Annotated in this window: 21 protein-coding genes and 2 pseudogenes; 10 read left to right on the top strand and 13 right to left on the bottom strand. The window is 73.2% G+C overall.

Going from position 1 to position 23,388, the window contains the following annotated elements; translation table 11 throughout:
• The first annotated feature begins 219 nt into the window (after positions 1–219).
• Positions 220–819, top strand: a complete 600-nt coding sequence (gene cyaB / locus ACGRHY_RS09610; RefSeq protein WP_394634970.1) for a class IV adenylate cyclase — start codon at positions 220–222, stop codon at positions 817–819.
• A 44-nt stretch (positions 820–863) separates the two neighbouring features.
• Here the strand turns inward: cyaB and tmk are convergent.
• The 13 genes and pseudogenes from tmk to ACGRHY_RS09545 all read right to left on the bottom strand — a co-directional run.
• Positions 864–1,340, bottom strand: a pseudogene (gene tmk, locus ACGRHY_RS09605) (dTMP kinase); the annotation flags it as partial.
• Entirely contained in the window at positions 1,337–2,818 is a 1,482-nt protein-coding gene (locus ACGRHY_RS09600; protein ID WP_394634969.1) for a B12-binding domain-containing radical SAM protein, read from the bottom strand. The gene ACGRHY_RS09600 and the pseudogene tmk, both read right to left, overlap by 4 nt.
• Positions 2,781–3,614: a DNA glycosylase family protein gene (locus ACGRHY_RS09595; protein ID WP_394634968.1), complete on the bottom strand. Its 834-nt coding sequence runs from the start codon at positions 3,612–3,614 to the stop codon at positions 2,781–2,783. The genes ACGRHY_RS09600 and ACGRHY_RS09595 overlap by 38 nt, the downstream gene beginning before the upstream one ends.
• A gap of 80 nt (positions 3,615–3,694) precedes the next feature.
• Complete coding sequence (locus tag ACGRHY_RS09590; protein ID WP_394634967.1) at positions 3,695–3,979, bottom strand: hypothetical protein; 285 nt, start codon at positions 3,977–3,979, stop codon at positions 3,695–3,697.
• Positions 3,980–4,032: 53 nt separating this feature from the next.
• Positions 4,033–4,467, bottom strand: coding sequence for a roadblock/LC7 domain-containing protein (locus ACGRHY_RS09585; protein WP_394634966.1), 435 nt, complete (start codon positions 4,465–4,467; stop codon positions 4,033–4,035).
• Between the two features lie 203 nt (positions 4,468–4,670).
• Positions 4,671–4,817: pseudogene (locus tag ACGRHY_RS09580) on the bottom strand (DUF5999 family protein); the annotation flags it as partial.
• Positions 4,818–4,841: 24 nt separating this feature from the next.
• Positions 4,842–5,510 carry a hypothetical protein gene (locus ACGRHY_RS09575; RefSeq protein ID WP_394634965.1) on the bottom strand — a complete coding sequence of 223 codons (669 nt, stop codon included), beginning with the start codon at positions 5,508–5,510 and terminating at the stop codon, positions 4,842–4,844.
• Positions 5,507–5,995: a hypothetical protein gene (locus tag ACGRHY_RS09570; RefSeq protein ID WP_394634964.1), complete on the bottom strand. Its 489-nt coding sequence runs from the start codon at positions 5,993–5,995 to the stop codon at positions 5,507–5,509. The genes ACGRHY_RS09575 and ACGRHY_RS09570 overlap by 4 nt, the downstream gene beginning before the upstream one ends.
• Positions 5,996–6,142: 147 nt before the next feature.
• Positions 6,143–6,577: a hypothetical protein gene (locus ACGRHY_RS09565; RefSeq protein WP_394634963.1), complete on the bottom strand. Its 435-nt coding sequence runs from the start codon at positions 6,575–6,577 to the stop codon at positions 6,143–6,145.
• Between the two features lie 377 nt (positions 6,578–6,954).
• Positions 6,955–8,193 (bottom strand): helix-turn-helix domain-containing protein, encoded by a 1,239-nt coding sequence (locus ACGRHY_RS09560; protein ID WP_394634962.1) that lies wholly within the window; start codon positions 8,191–8,193, stop codon positions 6,955–6,957.
• 89 nt (positions 8,194–8,282) lie between these two features.
• Positions 8,283–8,435 (bottom strand): SCO1431 family membrane protein, encoded by a 153-nt coding sequence (locus ACGRHY_RS09555; protein ID WP_237883063.1) that lies wholly within the window; start codon positions 8,433–8,435, stop codon positions 8,283–8,285.
• A gap of 341 nt (positions 8,436–8,776) precedes the next feature.
• Positions 8,777–10,117 (bottom strand): hypothetical protein, encoded by a 1,341-nt coding sequence (locus ACGRHY_RS09550; protein ID WP_394634961.1) that lies wholly within the window; start codon positions 10,115–10,117, stop codon positions 8,777–8,779.
• Positions 10,114–11,118 carry a glycosyltransferase family 2 protein gene (locus tag ACGRHY_RS09545; RefSeq protein WP_394634960.1) on the bottom strand — a complete coding sequence of 335 codons (1,005 nt, stop codon included), beginning with the start codon at positions 11,116–11,118 and terminating at the stop codon, positions 10,114–10,116. The genes ACGRHY_RS09550 and ACGRHY_RS09545 overlap by 4 nt, the downstream gene beginning before the upstream one ends.
• 268 nt (positions 11,119–11,386) lie before the next feature.
• Here ACGRHY_RS09545 and ACGRHY_RS09540 point away from each other — a divergent pair, with 268 nt between their 5' ends.
• From ACGRHY_RS09540 to ACGRHY_RS09500, 9 genes are all read left to right on the top strand, one after another.
• Positions 11,387–12,694, top strand: coding sequence for a DUF6716 putative glycosyltransferase (locus ACGRHY_RS09540; RefSeq protein WP_394637983.1), 1,308 nt, complete (start codon positions 11,387–11,389; stop codon positions 12,692–12,694).
• Positions 12,695–12,741: 47 nt separating this feature from the next.
• A complete protein-coding gene (locus tag ACGRHY_RS09535; protein WP_394634959.1) occupies positions 12,742–13,953 on the top strand; it encodes a cytidylyltransferase domain-containing protein in 1,212 nt (403 codons plus the stop codon).
• Positions 13,954–13,955: 2 nt separating this feature from the next.
• Positions 13,956–14,891, top strand: coding sequence for an N-acetylneuraminate synthase family protein (locus tag ACGRHY_RS09530; protein WP_394634958.1), 936 nt, complete (start codon positions 13,956–13,958; stop codon positions 14,889–14,891).
• 31 nt (positions 14,892–14,922) lie between these two features.
• Positions 14,923–16,170: a hypothetical protein gene (locus tag ACGRHY_RS09525; RefSeq protein WP_394634957.1), complete on the top strand. Its 1,248-nt coding sequence runs from the start codon at positions 14,923–14,925 to the stop codon at positions 16,168–16,170.
• A gap of 168 nt (positions 16,171–16,338) precedes the next feature.
• A complete protein-coding gene (locus ACGRHY_RS09520; RefSeq protein ID WP_394634956.1) occupies positions 16,339–17,586 on the top strand; it encodes a M20 family metallopeptidase in 1,248 nt (415 codons plus the stop codon).
• Positions 17,587–17,970: 384 nt separating this feature from the next.
• Positions 17,971–19,035 carry a BMP family lipoprotein gene (locus ACGRHY_RS09515; RefSeq protein WP_394634955.1) on the top strand — a complete coding sequence of 355 codons (1,065 nt, stop codon included), beginning with the start codon at positions 17,971–17,973 and terminating at the stop codon, positions 19,033–19,035.
• 411 nt (positions 19,036–19,446) lie between these two features.
• The gene (locus tag ACGRHY_RS09510) at positions 19,447–20,973 is read left to right on the top strand and encodes an ABC transporter ATP-binding protein (protein ID WP_394637982.1); all 1,527 of its coding nucleotides are present in this window, start codon (positions 19,447–19,449) and stop codon (positions 20,971–20,973) included.
• Positions 20,970–22,103, top strand: coding sequence for an ABC transporter permease (locus ACGRHY_RS09505; protein ID WP_394634954.1), 1,134 nt, complete (start codon positions 20,970–20,972; stop codon positions 22,101–22,103). Before ACGRHY_RS09510 ends, ACGRHY_RS09505 begins: the two co-directional genes overlap by 4 nt.
• Positions 22,100–23,365: an ABC transporter permease gene (locus ACGRHY_RS09500; protein WP_394634953.1), complete on the top strand. Its 1,266-nt coding sequence runs from the start codon at positions 22,100–22,102 to the stop codon at positions 23,363–23,365. The genes ACGRHY_RS09505 and ACGRHY_RS09500 overlap by 4 nt, the downstream gene beginning before the upstream one ends.
• Positions 23,366–23,388 lie beyond the last annotated feature (23 nt).

Here is a 23,388-nt window from a genome sequence, read left to right as displayed (position 1 = left end):
CGCCCCTGTCGAACGCGGCCGCGCCGTGATCCCGGCCCGTGCCCGCGCGAGTGTGGCCCGGCCCCTCCCGTGATGGTGGGGCCGGGCCGGCCGCAACTACGGTACGGCGGATCCGGCCTGATACCGGAGGGCTGGAAGAGACGGGAAAGCGCCACCGGTACGGCTGAGGCGTGGCAGGATCACCGCGACCGAGGCCCCCGGCGGGAAGAGAACGTGTCCGTGCGTGAGATCGAAGTGAAGTACCAGGTGCTCGACCGTGAGGCGCTGCTGCTGGCGCTGAAGGAGCGGGGCGTGTGGCTGTCCGAACCGGTGTGGCAGGACGATCAGGCGTACGCCCCGGCCGGGTGGGATTTCGGTGACGACAAGACCGGTGTGGCCTTCGCGCGGCTGCGGACCGCCGGCGGCTGCCACACTTTCACCGTCAAGCGCCCGGATCTGAACGCCCAGTCGTGCACCGAGCGGGAGACCGAGGTCATGGACCGGGAGGCGATGCACGAGGCGGTGCAACTCATGGGCTACCGGCCGACGGTGCGGGTGGCCAAGACGCGCCGCACCGGCATGCTGGACGGCGTGGAGCTGTGCCTGGACGACCTGGAAGGTGTCGGGCTGTTCATGGAGTTGGAGCGGATCGTGCCGGACGGCGCGGATGAGGCCGCGGTGCAGGAGGAGATGGCCGCGCTGGTGGCGACGTTGGGCGTGGAGATGGAGCGGACCAGCGCGACGTACGACGCGCTGGTCCGCCGACACTGGGGCCGGCTTGGGAGGTGGGGCAGGATCGCCGCGACCACCTGCTCGGGTGGTTCTGCTCCCACGTGGTGATGGAGCACCCTCCTGCCCATGTCGGCCCATTGGCGGGCGACTTCTCGGTACAGGTCGTGCTCGCGTTGCCGGTCGTCCGCGGTGAGGCGGTGGAAGCGGGAGTAGCCGCCCCGGCGTGCGGCCCGCTCCGCGCACCGGCCGGGGTCGCCGGTGAGGATCACCGTCAGGTCCGGGACGGCGGCGAAGGCGTTGATCTGCCGGAGGTAGACCGGATCGACTCCCTCCAGGGTCTGGAGGACCAGGGAGGACGGCACGTAGCGGTCGCAGACCACGGTGCGGCCCTCGGCCAGGGCGGGGTTGATCTCGGCCACCCACTGGTGGGCGCGGTCGGCGGCCACCAGCAGCGCGAGGGTGGTCCCGCCGAAGTCGGCGGTGCCGTGCCGGGCGAGCTGTCCGACCGGACCTTTGGACGGCTGCGCGGTGTGCAGGACATCCCCCGACAGGGCGTTGACCAGAGCTTCACAGATGGTGGTCTTGCCGACTCCGGAGGGGCCGTCCACGACGATGAACCGCCCTCTCATGCCGCCGCCACGGTGCGGGCGTGCTGGGCGCGGGAGAGGGAGACCAGGCGCCCGCGGACCTCGTTCACGGTCGCCTCGCCGAACTGGATGCCGGTGGAGAAGTTGAACTCGTCCCGGGCACGCATCGCCTCGTCCAGGCCGTCGCCGGTCAGATCGACGGCGGTGTAGGCCATGAGCTGGCCGGGGGTGTAGCGGCCGGTCGCGATGAGCCGGTTCCATTCGGGGGTGCCCGGGTAGGGGCGGAACTCGAACACCGAGGCGCGGAACCGGCCGGGCAGGGGATCGGTGATGTCCCACAGGTCGTGGACCAGGCGGACGGTGGCCTCCAGCTCGGCGCGGGTCTCGGTGGGGAACCCGAGGATGAAGTAGCCCTTCACGCCGACCCCCCGCTGAGTGAGGCGGGTGACCACGGAGCGGATCATCTCCGGGGTGATGCGCTTGTCCATGTAGCCGAGCAGGCGTTCGCTGCCGGACTCGATGCCGAGGGCGACTTCCCGTAACCCGTTGGCGACGAGGGTGTCGATCAGGGCGTTGTCGGCGCGGGCGAGGATGTTGATGCGGCCGGTGGCGTCCCACACGTACCTGTCGCCGGCGCGGGCGGTGGTGAACGCGGCCATGCAGGCGGTGATGAACCGCTTGTGGCCGAGGAACAGGTCGTCCACGAACCGGAACGCGGTCACACCGTGGTCGGCGTGGAGCTGGTCCATCTCGGCCAGGATGTTCTCCGGGTCGCGGGTGCGGATGAGGACGTCGGGGTTCGCCGACACCGCGGCGCCGCAGAACGAGCAGTCGTACGGGCAGCCGCGGGCGCCGACCATGTTCGCCTCGATCCGGCCGTCTTCGGCGCGGCGCGGGTCGTCGGCGAGGAAGGCGCGGTCCACGAACGGCAGCCGGTCGATGTGCGGCGCCAGATGGGCGCGGTCGCCGTCGCCGGTCACCGGGCGGCCCTGGGCCGGGTCGCGCCACATCACGCCCGGCAGTGTGGCGCGGGAGCCGAGGTCATCGAGGAGGGCGGCGACACGGGTCTCTCCTTCGCCGAGGACGACGGCCTCCGCACGGGCCCAGCGCGGGTCGGTGAGCACCTGTGTGGGCATGGCCTTGGCCTGGTGGCCGCCGACCATCACCGCGATGCTCGGGTCGAGGCGTTCGGCGATCCGGGCGCTGATCTCGTACGTGGGGGCGAGGAGGTTGAAACCGGCCCAGCGCGGCGCGGCGGCGTTGGCGATGTCGGCGGTCTCGCCGATGCCCAGGCCGTGGGATTCGGCGTCCAGGACTCCGACGTTGAAGCCGCCGCGCTGTGCGGCGTAGGTGGCGATGTAGGCCATGCCCAGGACGGGCAGGACGAAGTCGTTGACGCGGGGCCGTGTGCCGTAGTCGCGCAGTGGGGCATTGATGAACAGCGCGTCCAGCGGCCGGGTCGGGTCGGCGCCGGCGATCAGGTCACGGGCGCGTAGTGGTGTTCCGTGGGCCGGGTGCATGGCTCCCCCAGGTGAGTGTGAACAGCGTCAGGGCGTGCAGTTGGCTTGGAGTGTCGGCCCACCGCGACCAGCGGTGGGCGAAGGTCCGGCCGTCGCTGATGTCCGCGACGCCGGGTGCGGCCTTGTTCGCCCAGGTGCGCACCGCAAGGTCGTCGTGGGGGTACAGGTCGAAGCGGCCGGTGTAGTCGGCGACGGCGGTGTGTACGGTCCACGGGCCGAGACGGGGCACTCGCGCGGCGAGCAGCTCCTTGACCATCTGGTCGCCGTCCAGGTGCCGCCAGTGGTCGCCGTGTTCCAGGTAGGCGTGGGCGGCCGCGCGCAGTACGGGGTAGAAGAACTTGATGCCTGCGGCCGTGAACTCCTCCGCGGGCAGCTCCATGACCTTGCGCGGTCCGGGCGCGCAGTAGACGGTCGGGCCGCCCGGCACCGTGTGGGGGGTGCCGTGGAGCCGGGCCCACTGCTGGTACCGCTGGCGGGCGGTGCCGGCTCGGATGACCTGCCGCATGATCGCGGTGGACAGCGCATCCCACAGCGACGGGTTCGCAAGGCGCTGGACAGTGCCGAGGGTCGTGAGCGCGTCGGTGAGCTGCGCGGGGGCACGCGCGGGCAGGTCGTCCGCAGCGGTGACCGAAGGCACGGGAGGTTCGGCGCCGCCGGCAGCGGTGTGCACCTGGAGACCCTGGTCGGTCCAGGCCGCGAGCCAGGTGTTGCCGTCGTCGTCGGCCAACAGCCGGTAGCGGCCGTCGTCGGCGGTGGTCCATGCGATGTGGTCGGTGCACAGCGTCGTGGGGAACACGGTCGTCTCCGTCGTGGTACGTGAGCGGTGGGCAGGCACCAGCATGGCGGCTGGCACCCGCCTGCGCTCACCAGTCACGGTCAGACGGGCTGGAGGTGGCGTGGGTGGCGGCGCGGGCCGGTGAGGTAGCCGGGCGGTGTGGCGTACGGGCCCCGGCGGCCGCCGAGCATCAGCGACCGGGGATTGGTGGCGGTGTCGTCCGGGCGGGTGCGCGGGTTCTTCACCAGCGTCACCTCCTCGTCATTGCGCAGGAGCCGGTACCGGGTGGGGCCGAAGCGGAGGAACGTGCGGCGGTCCGGTTTGGGGGTGACGGAGTGGATGGTGCGCAGGACTCCGTCGTCGTCCAGCATGTCCAGGGGCCGCACAAGGCGGGCGGGAATGGTGACCCGCCGCGGGGGCGGCGGGGCGGCAGCGCGCCTCACGGGGCCGCCGTGGTGCGGGCGGGCGCGGCCAGGTGCTCGCGGACCTGCCTGACCAACTGGGCCATCTCGTAGCCGACCACGGCCGGGTCGGCGTCGCCGTCGGCGATGACGGCCAGGTGGGTGCGGTTGCCGGCGGCGCAGACGAACAGCAGGGTGTGGTTCAGTTCCACGATCGTCTGCCGCACACCGCCCGGGTGTCCGTCGGGCCCGGTGTCGATGCGGGCGGCGATGCCCCTGGCCAGGGAGTACAGGCCGGAGACAGTGGCCGCCAGGACATCGGCGGTGTCGATGTCGTCCAGGCCGTGGGCGTCCTGGATCATCCCGTCGGAGGCGACCAGCGCCGCGCTGCGGATGCGGGCGTTGCGCTCGACCAGGCCCTGGAGCAGCCACGTCTTCGGGCCGGTGCTGTCGGTGCTCTGCGTGCCGGTCATGGAGTGTGTTCCTCCCAAGGGGTGTGGGTTCGGGGTTGGGTGCTTCCCCGCCCGGCCGGGTGTCGGCCCAGGGACGGCGGGCCGCCGGGCGGGGAAGCGGTCTTGCCTGCCTCCGGCGGCGGGCCGCAGGGGATTCGGAACTTCCGTTGCCGGGGGGCAGGGGGCAGGGGGCATGCGGCGGCGGCCGTGAGGGGGCCGGCCGGGCGGTGCGGGGCGATGACCTGCCCGTCGGGCAGCAGGACGCCGTCGCACAGCAGCGACCAGCCCTGTTCGGGCCAGTGCGCGGTGACGTGGGCAGCCTCCCGGTCGGGGGAGGTGGCGGGCGGGCACGGGGGCGTGTGCCGGCACACGGGCGGTCATCCCTTTCGCGTGGGTCAGGCGGTGAGTTCGGCGAGGTTCACGGGGGTGCAGCCATACAGGGCCACGACCTGCCGGTAGGCGAGGATCCAGGCGAGCGCGGGGGCGTCGTAGGAGACATCCACCAGGCCCTCGCTGGGGAGGGGCCGGACGAAGTAGGGGTGGTGGACGATGCCGGCCACGCCCCACGGGACGGCGTCGCGCACCCACGCGGCGACGTGCCCTTTGACCAGGTGGGGGCACTCGCGCACGGCGATGTGGGCGCAGGGCACGCACACCGGTGGCGACGTGGTCCGCTCGCCCTCGGAGATCGGGCGGCCCACGTCCTTGACCAGGAACAGAAACCGCTCGCCGATCGCGCCGGTCACCGTGGTCGTCCCGCAGACCTGGCACAGCAGGTCGCTCATCGCGCGGCGCTGCCGCTGCACATGGACCGTCTCGTACCGGGGCTCGCCCTTCCCCTGGCCGGGGAACTGCCGGGCCCACAGCGCGCCGCGCCAGTCGTGGCCGTAGGAGGTGGCGTCCTCTCCGGGGAAGCCGAGGCGGCCGCCGCCGAAGGCGACCCGGACGGGCCGGGGGTGGACCATCGGCTCACCGGACCAGGCGGCGATGTAGGGCACCACGCTCATCCGCTCGGCGAGGCGCGCGGGGCGACCGGCGTCGGGTGCCGTGCGGGCTCCGCTCACCGGGCGGTCCGCGTCGTCGCGCGGGCGCGGACGTAGGCGTCGCGCAGGGCGGGGCCGTCGGTGAGTTCCGTGCCGGTGGGGCGCACGATCCAGGACCGGTTGCCCAGGTGGCGGGGGTCGGTGTAGTCCGGGTGCGGCAGCGGCACCAGGGTGCGGTCGGGCAGGCGGGCGCTGCCGGGGGCGTTCCAGCCGTCCGCCGAGCCCGGGGTGACGAGGAAGTCCACCCCGAGCGGGGTGGCCAGGACCGGCCCGAGCGGTGCGCGGGCCGTGCGGAGCTGCCGCACCGTCTCCCACGTGGTGTCGGTGGGCAGGCGTACCACGTCCCAGGCGAGCCCGGTCGGCGCCTCGCCCAGCGCCCCGCGTTCCCAGGCGAGCAGCACGTCCGGGACGCGGCCGGTGGGCCGCAGCCATCCCAGCTCCAGAGGGCCGAGGACCAGGTCCGACAGGTCCGCGGCTGTGTGCGTCAGGGTCGGGGTCGGGTTCACGGAGTGTGGTGCCTCTCGATCAGGTGGTACAGGGAGAAGGGGCTCTACGACGAGGAGGGCGCCGGGGTTGGCCTTCGCCGTCCGGTACGCGCGGCCCAGCGGGCCGGGCTGTCCGGTCCTCGTCGCGCCGTCGGCTGCCTGGGGGTGTCACCGGGCACGGTCGCCCCTCCCGGTCAGCAGCAGTCGCGGCCGGTGCCGGCGGCCGCAGGGAGGGCGGCCGTTGATCTGCGCCAGGTGCAGGAACCGCACTGGGCGGGCCTGCCAGGTGAGTTCCTGGATGCCGGGGTAGAGGGTCAGCGAGCAGGGTTCGCCCCGGTGCAGCCGGGCGCACGCCCGTGCCGAGCCGGGTCCGTCCACCCAGTGGTCCAGCACGTATCCGGCCTGATGCGGGCCGAGCACGCAGGCCACCGTGCGCACCCCGGCCCGTATCCACCGGACCGCCGCCTCCGGGCTCAGGGCGGCGTATCCGTCCCGGCGCGTGGCCGTCTTCGGTACGCCCGAGTAGGTGCTGATCGCCTCGCACCACACCCCCGCCCGGACGAGCGGGGCGGCGTAGCTGTTCCGATCGACGGAGGTGGTCACCGTGCTGACCCCTCTTCGGGTGCGGGACAGCGCGGCAGCCAACGGCAGTCGACGGCCGGGGGCCGGACCCGGTCGATGGCGGACTGCAACGGCCATGAGTGGTCGGCCGGTTCAGCGACGAGGTTCTCGATGTTCTCAGGCCGAGGCAGGACCGTGCTGGTGGGCAGGATCCGATCGATCGTTGCCATGACGGTGTCGATGTCGACCGGGGCATCTGCTGTGGCCGGCAGGGCAGCAGGTGGTGGCGCGGTGGGCAAGGTCTGCACAGGAGCCCCCGAAGAGTTCCGGTGATCGGTTCGTCACCGAAAGTAGGACTCCTGTAGCGGGAGAAGGGGCAGGATTCCTGCCCCTCGCACTCCTGTTCAGGTGGCGATCACTCAGGCGGCGAGAACACCGACCTTCACCGCCAACTCGGAAGCGCGGCGCCGTCGCTCGGGAGACTTCGCCTCGGTCTCCTCCAGGATGATCCGCCGGGCGTAGCCGTTGTAGCGGATCGTCTCGGGTGCGTTCTCGTGAGCCTTCTCCAGGGTGGCCAGCGCGGTTTCGGGCTGGCCGTCGAGCTGGTATCCGCGGGCCTCCTCGATACGGTGCCGGGCTCGGCGCGGGCGGGAGGGGATGCAGCGGGCGTCGGCCCGGGCGGCCTGCCTCACGCTCTCCCCGCCGGCGTGGAGTTCGACGGCGAGGGTGACGGCGTGGGCTCCCATGACGGCACGGGAGAAGGAGGTGACGGGGTGGTAGTAGGCGTCGGGCAGGCGCCGGGCGACGCGGTCGGCCTTGTCCCACCAGCCCCACGCCGCGCCGGTGTCGCCGCGGCGGGCGGCGGTGTAACCTGCGGCCACCTGCAGGGCTCCGGCGATCGCGCGGACGTGGTCGTCCGCATCGGGCAGTTCGGGCTCGAGGTAGCGCAGGCACTCCATCGTGACGGCGTCGGCGCCGTCGTAGTGACCGGAGTCGCGGTGGGCCTCGGCGGTAAGCCAGGCCACCGTGCCCAGGGCGTGGGGGTCTTCCGATTCCTGGGCGGCGACCATGCCGCGTTCGACGACCCGCCACAGCAGCGCGCTGTCGGGCTGGTAAGCCAGGAAGAACTGGCTGAGGCTGTAGACCTCGGCGAGGACGGCCTGGGCGGTGCGTCGCTCGGATGCGGCGTCGGACTGCCGTACGGCGAGCTGGGCGTCGCGGATCAGGTCAGGCAGCAGGGAGCCGAGGACTTCGCGGTGGTTGGGGGCGGAGTGGCGGGCGGCCCAGGCGCGGTCGAGTCGGGCGCGCAGGTGCGCGGTGTCCGGGGCCTGGCGGTCGGCGCGAGTGAGGGGGAAGGCGTCGACGGCGGCGCGGACCTCGGGCAGGCGAGGGTGGCCGGGGCCGATGAAAAGAGCGGTGGGCATGGACTGGTCCCCGGTCAGGTCGGACAGATCACGGACCCGCAGTACCTCGGCGATCCGCAGGATCATCGACAGTGGAGGGGTTTGGATCTCCCCACGCTCGACCTGCTTGAGCCAGCTCGGGGAGCGGCCCAGCAAACCGGCCAGGACAGGTCGGCTCATGCCGCGGCGGGTCCGCAGGATGCGCAGACGCTCTCCGAACGCGATGGGTTCCGGGGCAACATCGGTGATGGACATGGCTCCGCCCCCTCTCTCCGTGTGACTCGTTCCTCACAGCGTATGGGGCGGAGCCGTCCCCGTGTGTGTGGTATGCGCGCCGGAGGTGCCTAGAGCAGGCCGAGCCCGGTGACGATCACGGAGACCAGCACGGTGAGCGTCCAGCCGAGCACCTGCTCGACCAGCTTCTCGCGGTCCTCCTCGGACGGCCCGCCGGTGCGGAGCCGGAGTGCCGGGATGCTCGCTGCCGTCGTGTGGCCCATGGTGGTGTCCTCGTCTCGCCTCGTGGCGCGCCGGTGTGCGGGGCGCCGGTGCGCCTTTGGTGTCCCTGTGTCCGTGATCGCCGCGAATGGGCGCCGCGGATCTCCAGCATGAGGGGACTCCCGCCGTTCAAACAGAGACGCGGATCACCCCGCGGCCGGGCACTGGCGGCGAAGCCGTCCCCAACACACCGTCCACCCTGCGGTGATGGGCCCGCCGGGGCCCGGGCGGACGTACGGCTGTGACGAACGACACGGGCCGCGGCGGCCGTACGCGTCCCCGCGCGGATCCCTGCGCGAGGCCCCGCGCCGGCTCCCGGAGCGGCGCCTTCCGCACGGCCCGCTCACCCGCGCGCCCTCCGCCCCAGCGCGCGGGCCCGCCGCGCCGCGCGCCGCACCACCGGGTTGCGGACGACCGGCCCCAGGCCGGCGGGGAGCCCGCCGGGCAGGGCGAGGGAGGCCAGCAGGCGGCGCGGGAACCAGCGCCGTACGCGCTCCTCTGGGTGGGCGGCCAGGAAGCGCTCGGTCCCGTCGCGCAGCTCCGGGTTGACCCGGGGCTGCGCGCAGAACGCCACCGCCCGCACCAGCCGGGCCAGTTCGGCGGTGTCGGCCGGGTCGCCGTGACCGGCCCCGCCCGGCAGCAGCGCGTCCGCTATCACCGCCGGGACCGGCCCGCCCCCCTCGTACGCGCCCGAGCCGGCGGAGGGGACGGCCGTACCGCCGTGGGAGGCGGGCAGGCCGTGGACCGTGCTCGCGGCCAGCAGCGCCCCGAAGGAGCACCCGGTCACCAGCGCCGGGCGCAGCCGCTCGTACAGCGCCTCCACCGGCTGCGCCCCCTGCGGCTCGTACAGCTCCAGGCCCAGCTCCGCCACCCGCCGCGCGAGCCCCCGCACCCGGTGCGCGGGGTCCGCGGGATGGGGCGCGAGGACCACCGCGCGGTGGCCGGCCTCCCGCAGACCGCGCAGCAGCCGCCCGTACGCCCGCTCCTCCTCGCCGGGAGGGAGCGCGCCGGGAGCGTGCGGGTCCTGTCCGAGCAGCACCACCGCCCCCTCGGGCGCGCCCGGGTCCGGCAACTCCCGCGCCGCCCGGGCGGCGACGGCCCGCAGCACCCGGCCGGGCACCTGATCGGCCGCGACACCGAACTCCGCCAGCAGCAGCGGCCGCAGCCCGGGCACCAGGCCGGGGTGGAGCAGCCGCCGCACCCGGGTGCCCACCAGCGGGCCCAGCCTGCCGGGGGTGGGTCCGTAGGCCGACAGCCCGGTGGCGTACACCGTCAGGGGCGCGTCGGGGAAGATCCGGGCCAGCGCCTGCCCCGGACCGGCCTCGACGCGCTCCACCACCAGCTCGACCGCCGCGTCGCCCAAATCCCACAGGGAGCGCAACTGCCTCTCCCACAGGGGCGCGTCGTCATGGCGCGGCGCCCAGGCGGCGGGGTGGAGCGGGGCGAGGGCGGCGTTCCAGGACAGCACCCTGTCGAAGCGGTCGCGCAGCGGCCGGAAACCGGGCAGGGCGTCCGGGGCGGGGACGGTCTCGGGGACCGGGGCGGTGTTCGCGACCAGCAGCAGCCGCTCGCGGGCCGTCCCCAGCAGGCCCGCGTCCGCCGCGGCGGCCAGCAGCGCCGCGCCGTGCGGGGTGGAGGCCACCAGCAGCCGCACGAGGGAACCGTTCCGGCGGTTCGCGGTCATCGGGCGGCCTCCGCCAGGGGTGCGTCGGGGGACGCGGCGGGACGGCGGCGCAGCCGGCGCAGCGGCGCGGCGCGCTCGGCGTCCATGGAGTCCAGTACCTGCGACACCAGGTCGCCGGGCATCCGGCGCAGGGCCGCCGCGCAGCGGGCGCGCAGCGTGCGGCGCAGCCGCGGCTCGAAGCGGTCGCCGGTCAGATGGTGGTGGATGACCGCGCAGTAGGTGCGCACGGCCTTCGGCAGCAGCGCGGCGGCCTCCCGGTCCCGGGAGGTCTCCTCCACCAGCAGGTCGTAGGCGCGCAGGAAGTCGAGCTGCCGCTCGTCGCCGATCCGGGTGAGCGAGGTCGCCACCCCGCGCCGGTAGAAGACGCCCGTCAGGCCGACCACGGCGAAGGACGCCGCCTCGCGGTGCAGCCGCCAGATCCAGGGCCGGTCCTCGGCGGTGTGCAGGCCGTCGTCGAAGCGCAGGAGCCCGGAGTCCAGCAGCCGCCGGTGGTAGACGCCGGCCCAGGCGTAGGCGTAGTCGACGGCGGTGGTGCGGTGCGCGGGGAGGATGGCGTCGCGCGGGTCCAGCACGGTGCCCCGGCGGCCCTCGGGTGCCCGGGCCAGGGTGCGCCGGCGGCCGGTGCTGCGCACATGGTCGGTGCGCAGGAAGTCGCAGCCCAGCGCCTCGGCGGCGGCGAGCAGTTCGCGGTAGTGGCCGGGGGCGGCCCAGTCGTCGCCGTCGAGGAAGGTGACGTACCGTCCGCGCGCCGCGTCCAGACCGGTGTTGCGGGCGCGGGCCACGCCGCCCTGCAGCCGGTGGCGTACGACGACCGCCCCGGGGATTTCCTTTTCCGCGCGTTCCAGGAGTTCCGAGGTGCCGTCGGTCGAGAAGTCGTCGACCAGAATGAATTCGATGTCCCCATTTCCGAAGTCCGCCGAGTTTGCGCGCAGACTCCGGAGCGTGTCGGGGGCGTACGGCCGAACATTGCGGAACGGCACGATGACGGAGAGCTTGACCACTCCGGAGAGGTTAGGGGCCCGATCGCCATCGGCGCTGTCCAGGGGCGTACGGGCGGGTGAAATCGCGGTGGCGGAACGGTGAACCCCGCTTTCCGGAAGACTGGTTGGCCTTTCGTCGGTGTGCTGTTAACCGTCTGTTGTGTTCGCGTTGGGCCGAGAATCGGAATGTCTTTCTAGCGTCTGCGACGTGCCATCACGTACCGCTTCGGATTACCCGTACGACACCTCGGGCAGTGCCTCGGAGAACACCTCGGACAACGCAACGCGCATCGCCGTTCTCGCCGATTCCGACACCCGCTGGAAATGGGGTGCGCTCACCGCGCGCCGCATCGTCCCCGGCGCGCGCATCGACGGGCTGCTGCTGCGCGGCCGGGCCACCCCGACCGCCCGCCAGCTCGACGAGGTGGGTGTGCGCGCCGCCTCGCTGCGCGAGGTGACGGCCGCGGAGTTCCTGCGGGAGGCCGACCGCGACGCGTACGACGTGGTGGTGCTCTCCTGCGTCGGCGGCACCGTCCAGGCGATGCTGCACGGGCTGTCCCACCGCCTGGGCGGAGGCGGGCGCCGCCCGGTCACCGTCACCGGCTACGTCGGCGTCGTCTACGAGAAGCTCGCCGACGGACTGCTGCTGCGGCACGGCGCGGACGTCGTCCTGGCCAACTCCGCCCACGACGCCGAGCGTTTCCGCGCGGTCTACGAGGGGGTCGGCGCGGACGCCGGCGCCGTCGTGGAGTGCGCGCTGCCCTTCCTCGGCGGCGAGCCGTACCGGGAGTCCGACGAGCGGCCTTACACGGTCGTCTTCGCCGTCCAGCCCTCCGTCCCCGCCTCCCGCGCCGACCGCGAGTACCTGCTGCGCCGCGCCGCCGGGCACGCCCGCCGCCACCCCGGCCGCGAGGTGCTGGTGAAGCTGCGCAGCAGGCCGGGCGAGCACACCACGCACATCGAGGAGCAGCCCTACCAGAAGCTCGCGGCGCGGATCCCCGGTGGACTGCCGGACAACTGCCGCCTGGTCTACGGCCACATGGGGGAGGTGCTGGACCGCACCGACCTGCTGGTCACCGTCAGCTCCACCGCCGCCCTGGAGTCGCTGCACCGGGGCATCCCCACCGCGGTCCTCACCGACCTCGGTGTCCGCGAGGCGCTGGGCAACCACCACTTCATCGGCTCGGGCTGCCTGACCTCCTGGGACCGGCTCGACTCCGGGCTGCTGCCGAAGGCCGACCCGGCGTGGACGGCCCGGCAGGGCGTCGTCGCCGGGGGTCCCCCCTCCGGGGGAGGCTCCTACGAGGCGGCCTTCGACGCCGCCCGCGAGCGCGTCGCGGACCTCCTCGCCCGCCGCGCCCTGCCGCCGGTCACCCCCTATTACACGCTCGCCACCGCCCCCGGCTACCTCCCCGGCATCCTCGCCCGCCACGGGCTCGGCCCCTCGGGCGCGCCCCGGACGGGAGCGGAGACCGGCCGGCCCGCCTCCGGGCTGCGCCGGGCCGTCCGGGCGGCCGTGCGGGACGCGGCGCGCGGGGCGTACCGCCACGGCGTCCAGCGCGTGGCGCCGGTCATCCGCCGGATGGGGGAGCTGTGAGCGTGCCCGGCACCCCTCAGACCGCAGTCCAGCAAGGAGCCCCTCCCGTGTCCCCCAGTGCCTCCGGCAGCCCCGTCGTCCTCGCCGTGATCCCCGCCCGCGGCGGGTCCAAGGGCGTGCCCGCGAAGAACCTCGCCACCGTCGGGGGAGTTCCGCTGGTCGTCCGCGCGGTACGGGAGTGCCTGGCGGCGCGGGGCGTGACGCACACGGTCGTCTCCACCGACGACGAGGCCATCGCCGAGGCGGCCCGCGGCGCGGGCGCCGAGGTCGTGCGGCGGCCCGCCGGCATCGCGGGCGACACCGCCACCAGCGAGGCCGCCGTCCTGCACGCCATGGACGTCCACGCCGAACGGCACGGACGGGCGGCCGAGGCGGTGCTGCTGGTGCAGTGCACCAGCCCCTTCCTCACCCGCGAGGACGTCGAGGGCGTGGCCGCCGCGGTGGCCGGCGGCGCCGACAGCGCGCTGACCGTCGCCCCCTTCCACGGCTTCGTCTGGCGCGACGGCGGTGACGGCGCGGCCGGCGGGCACGGGGTCAACCACGACAAGGCGTACCGCCCGCGCCGCCAGGACCGGCCGCAGGACCTGCTGGAGACCGGCGCCGCGTACGCGATGCGCGCCGTCGGCTTCCGCGAGGCCGGGCACCGCTTCTTCGGCCGCACCGAACCGGTGCGCACCGACCCGGCGCGCGTGCTGGAGGTCGACGACCCGCACGACCTCGCCCGCGCCCGCGCGCTCGCACCGCTGCTCGACGGCGGGACGGACGGGCGCCCCGGCGCGCTTCCGGCCCGCGACGACGTCGACGCGGTCGTACTCGACTTCGACGGCACCCAGACCGACGACAGGGTGTACGTCGACTCCGACGGACGGGAGACGGTCGCGGTCCACCGCGGCGACGGGCTCGGCATCGCCGCCCTGCGCCGTGCCGGCCTGCCCCTGCTGATCCTGTCCACGGAGGAGAACCCGGTGGTCGCCGCACGGGCCCGCAAGCTGCGGATCCCCGTGCTCCACGGCGTCGACCGGAAGGACCTCGCCCTCAAGCAGTGGTGCGAGGAGCAGGGCATCGCGCCGGAGCGCGTGCTCTACGTCGGAAACGACGTCAACGACCTGCCGTGCTTCGGCCTGGTCGGCTGGCCCGTCGCCGTGGCCAGTGCCCACGACGTCGTACGCGGCGCAGCCCGCGCGGTCACCTCCACTCCCGGAGGGGCCGGTGCGATCCGCGAGATCGCCTCGTGGATCCTCGGAAAGGAACTGTCTTGAGCATGACCAGCCCCCGCCTCCGTACCCTCGGCGCCAGGACCGTGGGCCCGGGCCACCCGGTCTACGTCACCGGCGAGATCGGCATCAACCACAACGGCGACCTGGAGAACGCGTTCGCCCTGATCGACGCCGCCGCCGACGCCGGCTGCGACGCGGTGAAGTTCCAGAAGCGCACCCCGGAGGTCTGCACCCCGCGCGACCAGTGGGAGATCGAGCGCGACACCCCCTGGGGCCGGATGACCTACATCGACTACCGCCACCGCGTCGAGTTCGACGAGGAGGGCTACCGGGCCATCGACGCCTACTGCAGGAAGAAGGGGATCGACTGGTTCGCCTCCCCGTGGGACGTGGAGTCCGTCGCCTTCCTGGAGAAGTTCGACGTGCCCTGCTACAAGGTCGCCTCCGCCTCCCTGACCGACGACGAGCTGCTGCGCGCGATGCGCGCCACCGGCCGCACCGTCATCCTCTCCACCGGTATGTCCACGCCGAAGCAGATCCGGCACGCGGTGGAGGTGCTGGGCAGCGGGAACATCGTGCTCTGCCACGCCACCAGCACCTACCCGGCCAAGGCCGAGGAGCTCAACCTGCGGATGATCCACACCCTGCAGGCCGAGTACCCCAACGTGCCGATCGGCTACTCCGGCCACGAGACGGGCCTGCAGACCACGCTGGCCGCCGTCGCGCTGGGCGCCGCCTTCGTCGAGCGCCACATCACCCTGGACCGCGCGATGTGGGGCTCCGACCAGGCCGCCTCCGTCGAGCCGCAGGGCCTGCAGCGCCTGGTGCGCGACATCCGCACCATCGAGGAGTCCCTGGGCGACGGTGTGAAGCGGGTCTACGACAGCGAGATCGGGCCGATGAAGAAGCTGCGCCGGGTCAAGGGTGTCGTGGCCGAGACCGAGGAGACCGCCGCCGGCCGCGAGCCGGCAGCGGTCTGACGGGACCGACGGGCTGACGGGGCGATCCAAGGTGAGCGCAGGCGCAGCACCCGGCGGGACCCCGGGCGGGGTTCCGCCGCAGCCGGCCCGGAGGCCGGGCACGGCCGAGGCGTGTCGGGGGGCGCGTCCCGGCCGCGCTCCGGGGGCCCCCGGACGCCCGCGGCGCCCCGGGCGCCGCTCGGGCACCCTCGCCTTCGTCGAGAGCCCGGTGCAGCTCCTCAACGTCCTGGAGTGGGCCCACACCGCGTACCGGACCGCGTACCGGGAGACCCGCCCGGGAGGTGCGGAAGAGGGGGACGGCGACCTCACCGTGGTCGTCCTGCCGCCGCGGGAGGCGATGACACGCGGCCAGCTGAGGCGGATGGCCGAGCTGGCGCGCGACGAGGGGATCGCGGTCCGCTGGGAGGAGGCGCGCGGCGGCGCGGGCGCGCCGCTGAGGACGGTCGCCTCCCTGCTGGGTCCGCTGCGCCGCGCCGCGCGGATCGTGGTGGGCGACCCGTTCTCGCGGTACGTGCAGCTGCTGCTCTCCCTCGCCCGCACCGAGGGAGCCGTACCAGGGGGCCCGGGGGGCGTGGTGGTGGTCGACGACGGGACGGCCACCATGGAGTTCGTCACCCAGCTCGCCCGCGGCGAGCGCCTGGTGCGGTGGCACCGCAGGGGGGCGGGGGGAGCGCGTGCCGCGCTCTTCGCGCCCGTCTCCGCCTCCGCCCGCCGCCGGATGACACCGTCGGCGCGCCGGCGGGTCGAGGTGTTCAGCTCGATGCCGGTCGAGGCGCCCGAGCACGTGTCGGTCACCCGCAACGACTTCGCCTGGGCCCGCGCCCGCTTCGGCCCGCCCGCGCTCACCGGCGGCACCGATCTGGTGGGCACCTCGCTGGTCGAGACCGGTGTGGTGGACCCCGGGCGCTATCTGGAGGCCGTCGCCTCCCTGACCCGGGCCCACGATGCCACCCGCTACTTCGCCCACCGCCGCGAGAGCGCGGGGAAGCTGCACCGGATAGCGGCCGGGACGGGGCTGGAGATCGTACGGCCGGACCTCCCGCTGGAGCTGGTGGCCCGCCGCGGCCCCATCGGCCGCACCATCGTGAGCTTCCCCTCCACCGTCGTCCACACCCTCCCGCTGGCCCTGGCCGGCACCGGGGTGACGGTCGCGGTCTGCGATGTGGACCCGGCCTGGCTGACGGAGGGCGCCTCGCCGCGCGCCCGGGGGTTCCTCTCCGGCGTCACCGGCACCGCGCGGGGGGTGCGGCGGCTGCCGTCGGCCCCGCCCGCCTCGTGATCGCGCCCCGTCCCACATAGCGGAACGGGGCGAGGCGAGCGGAATCGGAGGTCATACCCATCCGCACCAGGCCGTATGCGACCGCCGATCCGTTTTTTCTCCCTACGGAGGGTGAACTTTCATCGTTCTCTCTGCACACGGCTGTCACCTGGGCTTATCCTCGACAGGGTGAGCCAGTTGTTGTCGCCAGAGTCCAGTATCCGGACCACCGATGAGACGCCCCTGCCCGGCGCCGTGCCGGAGGCCATCCGTGCCGAACTCATCGCCTTCCGCCGGGACCTGCACATGCACCCCGAGCTGGGCCACCAGGAGTTCCGGACCACCGCCGCCATCAGGGAGCGGCTGGAGAAGGCCGGGCTCGGCCCCCGGGTGCTTCCCGGCGGCACGGGACTGATCTGCGACATCCACCCCGGCGGGGCCGACGCCAAGCGCGGCGTGCGCCCGATGCTGGCGCTGCGCGCCGACATCGACGCGCTCCCCATCCCCGACACCAAGACCGTCCCGTACCGCTCGACGGTCCCGGACCGGGCGCACGCCTGCGGCCACGACGTGCACACCACCGCCGTGCTCGGTGCCGGCCTGGTCCTGGCCGACCTGGCGCGCCGGGACGAGCTGCCGCACTCGGTGCGGCTGCTGTTCCAGCCCGCCGAGGAGGTGCTGCCGGGCGGCGCGACCGACGCCATCGAGGCCGGGGTGCTGGAGGGGGTGGGCCGGATCGTCGCCGTCCACTGCGACCCCAAGGTCGAGGCCGGGCGCATCGGCCTGCGCGCCGGCCCCATCACCTCCGCCTGCGACCGGCTGGAGCTCTCCCTCGACGGCCCCGGCGGCCACACCGCGCGCCCGCACCTGACCACCGATCTGGTCACGGCGGCGGCCAAGATCGTCACCGAGGTGCCGGCGGTGCTCTCCCGCCGCGTGGACACCCGCGCCGGACTCGCCCTGACCTGGGGGCGGCTGGAGGCGGGCCACGCCCCCAACGTCATCCCGCAGCACGCCGAGCTGTCCGGCACCATCCGCTGCCTGGACCTGCCCGCCTGGCGGATCGCGCCCGACCTGGTGCACGCGGCGATCGACGAGGTCGCGACGCTGCACCGCGCCAAGTTCGAGCTCAACTACATCCGCGGCGTCCCCCCGGTGGTCAACGAGCGGACCACCGCCGAGCTGCTGCGCGACGCCATGGTCTCCCGGCGCGGCCACGGCTCGGTCGAGGACACCGAGCAGAGCCTGGGCGGCGAGGACTTCTCCTGGTATCTGGAGCACGTCCCCGGCGCGATGGCCCGGCTGGGCGTGCGCCCGCCGGGCGACCGCACGCCGCACGACCTGCACCAGGGCGACTTCGACGTCGACGAGAGCGCCATCGCGGCGGGCGTGGAGCTGTTCACGGCCGCCGCGCTGCTGGACGCCGAGCGCGAATAGGGCACGAGCGCACGTGACCAGTCTCACGCCGCGGCCCGGCCGGCGGCCGGCGGGGTGTCCCCGCTCTCCGGTCGCCGCGGGCCCGGGACCGCCGCGCTCACCGTCCGGCCCTCGTGGCGAGCGGGAAAGCGCAGGTGGGGCAGGGCCCGGGCGGAAGGGCGCGGCGCCGGCGCCACCACCCGCGGGCCGGGGCGGCGTCCGGCGCCCGCGGCGCCCGGCGCCCCGGAGGATGCCCCCGCGTCACCCTCCACAAGGGTGCGGGCACCACCTGTTAACACCGAACTGATAACGGCTCCGCAAGAGCCCTTTTCCTGGCATCTACGCGCGTTACGATGCGGCGGAAGCCAGCGCCAACGGAGGCGCTTCGAGCGAAGGGAAGTCCTCTTGCGCCGGGTAAGCAAGCTCGCTGCCGCGGTCGGCACCGCCGCGGCCCTCGCCCTCAGCGCCACTGCGTGTGGCAGCACATCCACGGAGTCCGCCTCCTCGGACTCCTCCGACTCCGCCAAGAAGGGCAAGGGCATAGCCCTCGCCTACGACGTCGGCGGCCGCGGCGACCAGTCGTTCAACGACGCCGCCTACAGAGGCTTCGAGAAGGCGAAGAAGGACTTCGGCATCGGCGGCGAGGACATCGAGCCCTCCGACGGCGAGTCGGACGCCGACAAGGTCCAGCGCCTCACCGACCTGGCCCGCCAGGGCTACAACCCCGTGATCGGTGTGGGCTTCGCCTACGCCAAGCCGATCGAGGAGGTCGCCGAGAAGTTCCCGAAGACCACCTTCGGCCTGATCGACGACAACACCGTCAAGGCGGACAACGTCGCCAACCTCGTCTTCAGCGAGGAGGAGGGCTCCTACCTGGCGGGCGTGGCCGCGGCCGAGGCCACCGAGTCCAAGGTCGTCGGCTTCGTCGGCGGCGTCGAGGTCCCGCTGATCAAGAAGTTCGAGGCGGGCTTCGTCCAGGGCGTGAAGGACACCGACAAGTCCATCGAGGTCAAGACCCAGTACCTGACCCAGCCGCCGAACATGGACGGCTTCTCCAAGCCGGACCTCGGCAAGGAGGCCGCGCGCGGTCAGCTCGACGCCAAGGCCGACGTGATCTACCACGCCGCCGGCCTCGCGGGCCAGGGCGTCATCGAGGCGGTCGCCGCCAAGGACAAGTGGGTCATCGGCGTCGACTCCGACCAGTACGAGCAGAAGACGCTGGCCAAGTACAAGGACAGCATCCTGACCTCCATGACCAAGGATGTCTCCGGCGCGGTCTACAACCTGGTCGAGTCCGTCCAGAACGGCGAGCCGATGAGCGGCGAGAGCCGCTTCGACCTGGAGTCCGGCGGTGTCGGCCTGTCCGACTCCAACCCGGCCTTCACCGAGATGACCGAACTCCAGGAGGCCGTGAAGAAGGCCAGGGAGGGCATCATCGGCGGCGAGATCAAGGTCAGCACCGAGTCCTGACCCTCCCGACCGATCCGGCCCGGCCCGGTGCCGGAGCGGGAGCGGGGCCGGACGTCCCCCGGGCGTCCGGCCGCCGCCCGCACGGCCCCGGCACGGGCCCGGCCGGAAGAGGACCGCACCACACCGCACCGCTCGCGGCGACGGCCCCTTCCTTCCGGCCGGGCCCACCGCACGGAAAAAGCTCTACGCGCGTAGTCAGCCGTCGAGGCGGTAGCGTCGCCCTCACCCGCACGGCCCGGCGGCCCACCTCCCGGCCCACCCCGGTCATCCGCCTCCGCCGCCGTGCTCCCTACGAGCCGCTCCTTAGCCCGAGGAGAGTGCACCATCAACGCGTCCAGCAGTCCTCCCGCCGTCGAACTGACCGGGATCACCAAGCGCTTCCCCGGTGTCGTCGCCAACCACGACATCCACATGTCCGTCCGCAAGGGGACCGTGCACGCCATCGTCGGCGAGAACGGCGCGGGCAAGTCGACCCTGATGAAGATCCTCTACGGCATGCAGAAGCCGGACGAGGGCACCGTCGCCGTCGACGGCCGGGAAGTCGGCTTCTCCGACCCCGGCGACGCCATCGCCCGCGGCATCGGCATGGTCCACCAGCACTTCATGCTGGCCGACAACCTCACCGTCGCCGAGAACACCGTCCTGGGCAGCGAGAAGCTGTACGGGATCGGCGCGAAGGCCCGCGCCCGGATCAGGGAGATCTCCGAGGCCTACGGCCTGGGCATCCGCCCCGACGCCATGGTGGAGGACCTCGGGGTCGCCGACCGGCAGCGCGTGGAGATCCTCAAGGTCCTCTACCGCGGCGCCCGCATCCTCATCCTCGACGAGCCGACCGCCGTGCTCGTGCCGCAGGAGGTGGACGCGCTCTTCGCCAACCTCCGCGAGCTGAAGGCGGAGGGACTGACCGTCATCTTCATCTCGCACAAGCTGGGCGAGGTGCTCTCGGTCGCCGACGACATCACCGTCATCCGGCGCGGCACCACCGTCGCCTCCGTCACCCCCGGCGACGTCACCGTCAAGCAGCTCGCCGAGCTGATGGTCGGCGCCGAACTGCCCTCCCCGGAGACCCGCGAGTCCACCGTCACCGAGGTCCCCATGCTGAGGGTGAACGGCCTCACCCTCACCGGGTACGACCCGGCCGACGGCGCCCGCACCATCCTGGACGGTGTCTCCTTCACCATCCACAAGGGCGAGGTGCTGGGCCTGGCCGGTGTGGAGGGCAACGGCCAGACCGAGCTGATCGAGGCGCTGGTCGGCATCCGCCAGGCCGACGGCGGGACCATCGTCCTCGGCGACGAGGACGTCACCGGCTGGCCCACCCGCCGCCGCCGCGAGGGCGGCGTCGGCTACATCCCCGAGGACCGCCACCGCCACGGGCTGCTGCTGGAGTCCTCCCTGTGGGAGAACCGCATACTCGGGCACGTCACCGAGCCCCCCAACAGCAAGGGACCCTGGCTGGACATCAAGGCCGCCCGCACCGACACCGGGCGGATCGTCGCCGAGTACGACGTGCGCACCCCCGGCATCGACGTCACCGCCGCCTCCCTGTCCGGCGGCAACCAGCAGAAGCTGATCGTGGGCCGCGAGATGAGCCACACCCCCCGGCTCCTGATCGCCGCCCACCCCACGCGCGGCGTGGACGTCGGCGCGCAGGCGCAGATCTGGGACCAGATCCGCACCGCGCGCCGCGCCGGCCTGGCCGTCCTGCTGATCTCCGCCGACCTCGACGAGCTGATCGGCCTGTCCGACACCCTGCGCGTGATGTACCGCGGCCGACTGGTCGCCGACGCCGACCCCGCCACGATCACCCCTGAGGCCCTGGGCTCCGCCATGACCGGCGCGGCCTCCGGCCGTCTCGACGACGAGGCGGCGGTCGCAGCCGCCGCAGCCGCCGACGGGACCGCCGCCACGGGCCGGGACGGGGGAGAGGACCGATGAAGAAGTTCGACAAGGAGCGGATGGTCCTGGCCCTCGGCGGACCGGCGCTGGCCATCGTCGTCGCCGTGCTGCTGACCTCGGTGGTGCTGATCGCCTCCGGTCTGAACCCCGTGCAGCCGTACGTGCTGATGGCCGAGTACGCGGTGCACGCCGACATCCAGGTGCTCATCGTCAACCAGGCCGCCACGTACTACCTGGCGGCGCTCGCGGTGGCCGTCGGCTTCCGCATGAACCTGTTCAACATCGGGGTCGACGGGCAGTACCGGCTCGCCGCGATGGCCGCCGCCCTCGTCGGCGCCTCGGTCACCCTGCCCGGCCCCCTGCACATCGCGCTGATCCTGGTCGTCGCGATGCTGGTGGGCGGCTTCTGGGCCGGTATCGCGGGCATCCTGAAGACCACCCGCGGGGTGAGCGAGGTCGTCTCGACGATCATGCTCAACTCCATCGCCACCAGCATCATCGCCTACCTCGTCCTGCCCGCCCAGTTCGGCGAGCAGCGCGGCAACAACCTCACCACCGGGCAGATACCGGAATCCGGCTGGTTCCCCGGCATCGACCTGGGCGCGGCCGGCGAGATCTACGGCTTCACCGCCGTCGCCGCCCTGTGCGGCCTGCTGTACTGGCTGGTCCTGAACCGCACCCGGTTCGGCTTCGACCTGCGCGCCACCGGCGCCAGCCCCAGCGCCGCCTCCGCCAGCGGCGTCGACGCCAGGCGCATGGTGCTCACCAGCATGCTGATCTCCGGCGCCGTCGCCGGTCTGGCCGGCATGCCCGTCCTGCTCGGCGACGCTCACACCTACAGCCTGGACTTCCCCGCGGGCGTGGGATTCACCGGCATCACCATCGCCCTGCTCGGCCGCAACCACCCCCTCGGCATAGCCTTCGGAGCGCTGCTCATCGCCTTCCTCGACAAGGCGTCCCCCACGCTCGACTACAACGGCTACGAGAAGGAGATCGCCACGATCATGCAGGGCCTGATCGTGATGGCGGTCGTCATCAGCTACGAGTCCGTGCGCCGTTACGGCCTGCGCCGCCAGCAGCAGAAGGTCGGCGAGGAACTCGCCGCCGAGGCCGCCGCGGACGAGGGCGACGGCACCGGTCCGAAGAACCGCAAGGAGGTGTCGGCATGAGCACCGTCCTCGACAAGCGGCCGGCCGCACAGCAGCCGAAGAAGCCCGCCCGCCGCCGGCTGACACTGGCCGAGTGGATGCTCGTGATCGCGGGCCTGCTGGTGCTGGTCTCCGCCGTGCGGCTGATCACCGGGGCCCACGGCATCACCTCCGTCGGACAGACCTCCACCGCCCTGCGGCTGGCCGTCCCCATCGGGCTGGCCGGACTGGGCGGCCTGTGGGCCGAGCGGGCCGGTGTGATCAACATCGGTCTGGAGGGCATGCTGATCCTGGGCACCTGGTTCGGCGCCTGGGCCGGCGTCCAGTGGGGCCCGTGGGCGGGCGTGGTCATGGGCGTCGTCGGCGGCGCGCTGGGCGGTCTGCTGCACGCGATCGCCACCGTCACCTTCGGCGTCAACCACATCGTCTCCGGTGTGGCCATCAACATCCTCGCCGTCGGCGCCACCCGCTACCTGTCCAGCTTCACCTTCGCCGAGATGGAGAGCGGCACCAGCAAGCAGTCCCCGCCCATCGAGTCCATAGGCCAGATCACCGTCCCCGGACTGTCCGACGCGATGGCGACGCTCAACGCCAAGCACTGGTTCGTCGTCTCCGACGTCGCCGGGCTGCTCGGCGGACTGGTCACCAACCTCTCCCTGCTGACGATCGTGGCCGTCGCCATGATCCCGCTCAGCCGCTGGGTGCTGTGGAACACCGGCTTCGGCCTGCGGCTGCGCTCCTGCGGCGAGAACCCGATCGCGGCCGAGAGCCTGGGCGTCAACGTCTACAAGTACAAGTACATCGCCGTGATGATCTCCGGCGGCTTCGCCGGCATGGGCGGCGCGTTCCTCGCCGAGGTCGCCTCCAACATCTACCTGGAGGGCCAGACCGGCGGACGCGGCTACATCGGCCTCGCCGCGATGATCTTCGGCAACTGGATGCCGGGCGGACTCGCCCTGGGCGCCGGCCTGTTCGGCTACACCGACAGCCTCAACCTGCGCGGCGGCGGCCAGAACGTCCACGCCCTGCTCCTGCTGCTGGCGATCCTGCTGGTCCTGGCCACCGCCTGGGCGATCTACCGGAAGAAGTACCTGACCGGCGCGGTCGCGGCGATCACCGGCCTGGTGCTGTTCGTCTGGTACTCCTCGGTGGACGAGGTGCCCAGCCAGTTCGTCAGCGCCGCACCGTACGTCGCCACGCTGCTGGTGCTGGCCATGTCCGCGCAGCGGCTGCGGATGCCGAAGGCCAACGGGCACGCCTACCGGAAGGGTGAGGGCAAGTAGGTGAGCGAGTCCTCTGCGACAGG

Source organism: Streptomyces shinuiensis (genome assembly GCF_043660855.1).
Classification (GTDB): Bacteria; Actinomycetota; Actinomycetes; order Streptomycetales; family Streptomycetaceae; genus Streptomyces.
This window is presented reverse-complemented; position numbering and strand designations above follow the sequence as displayed.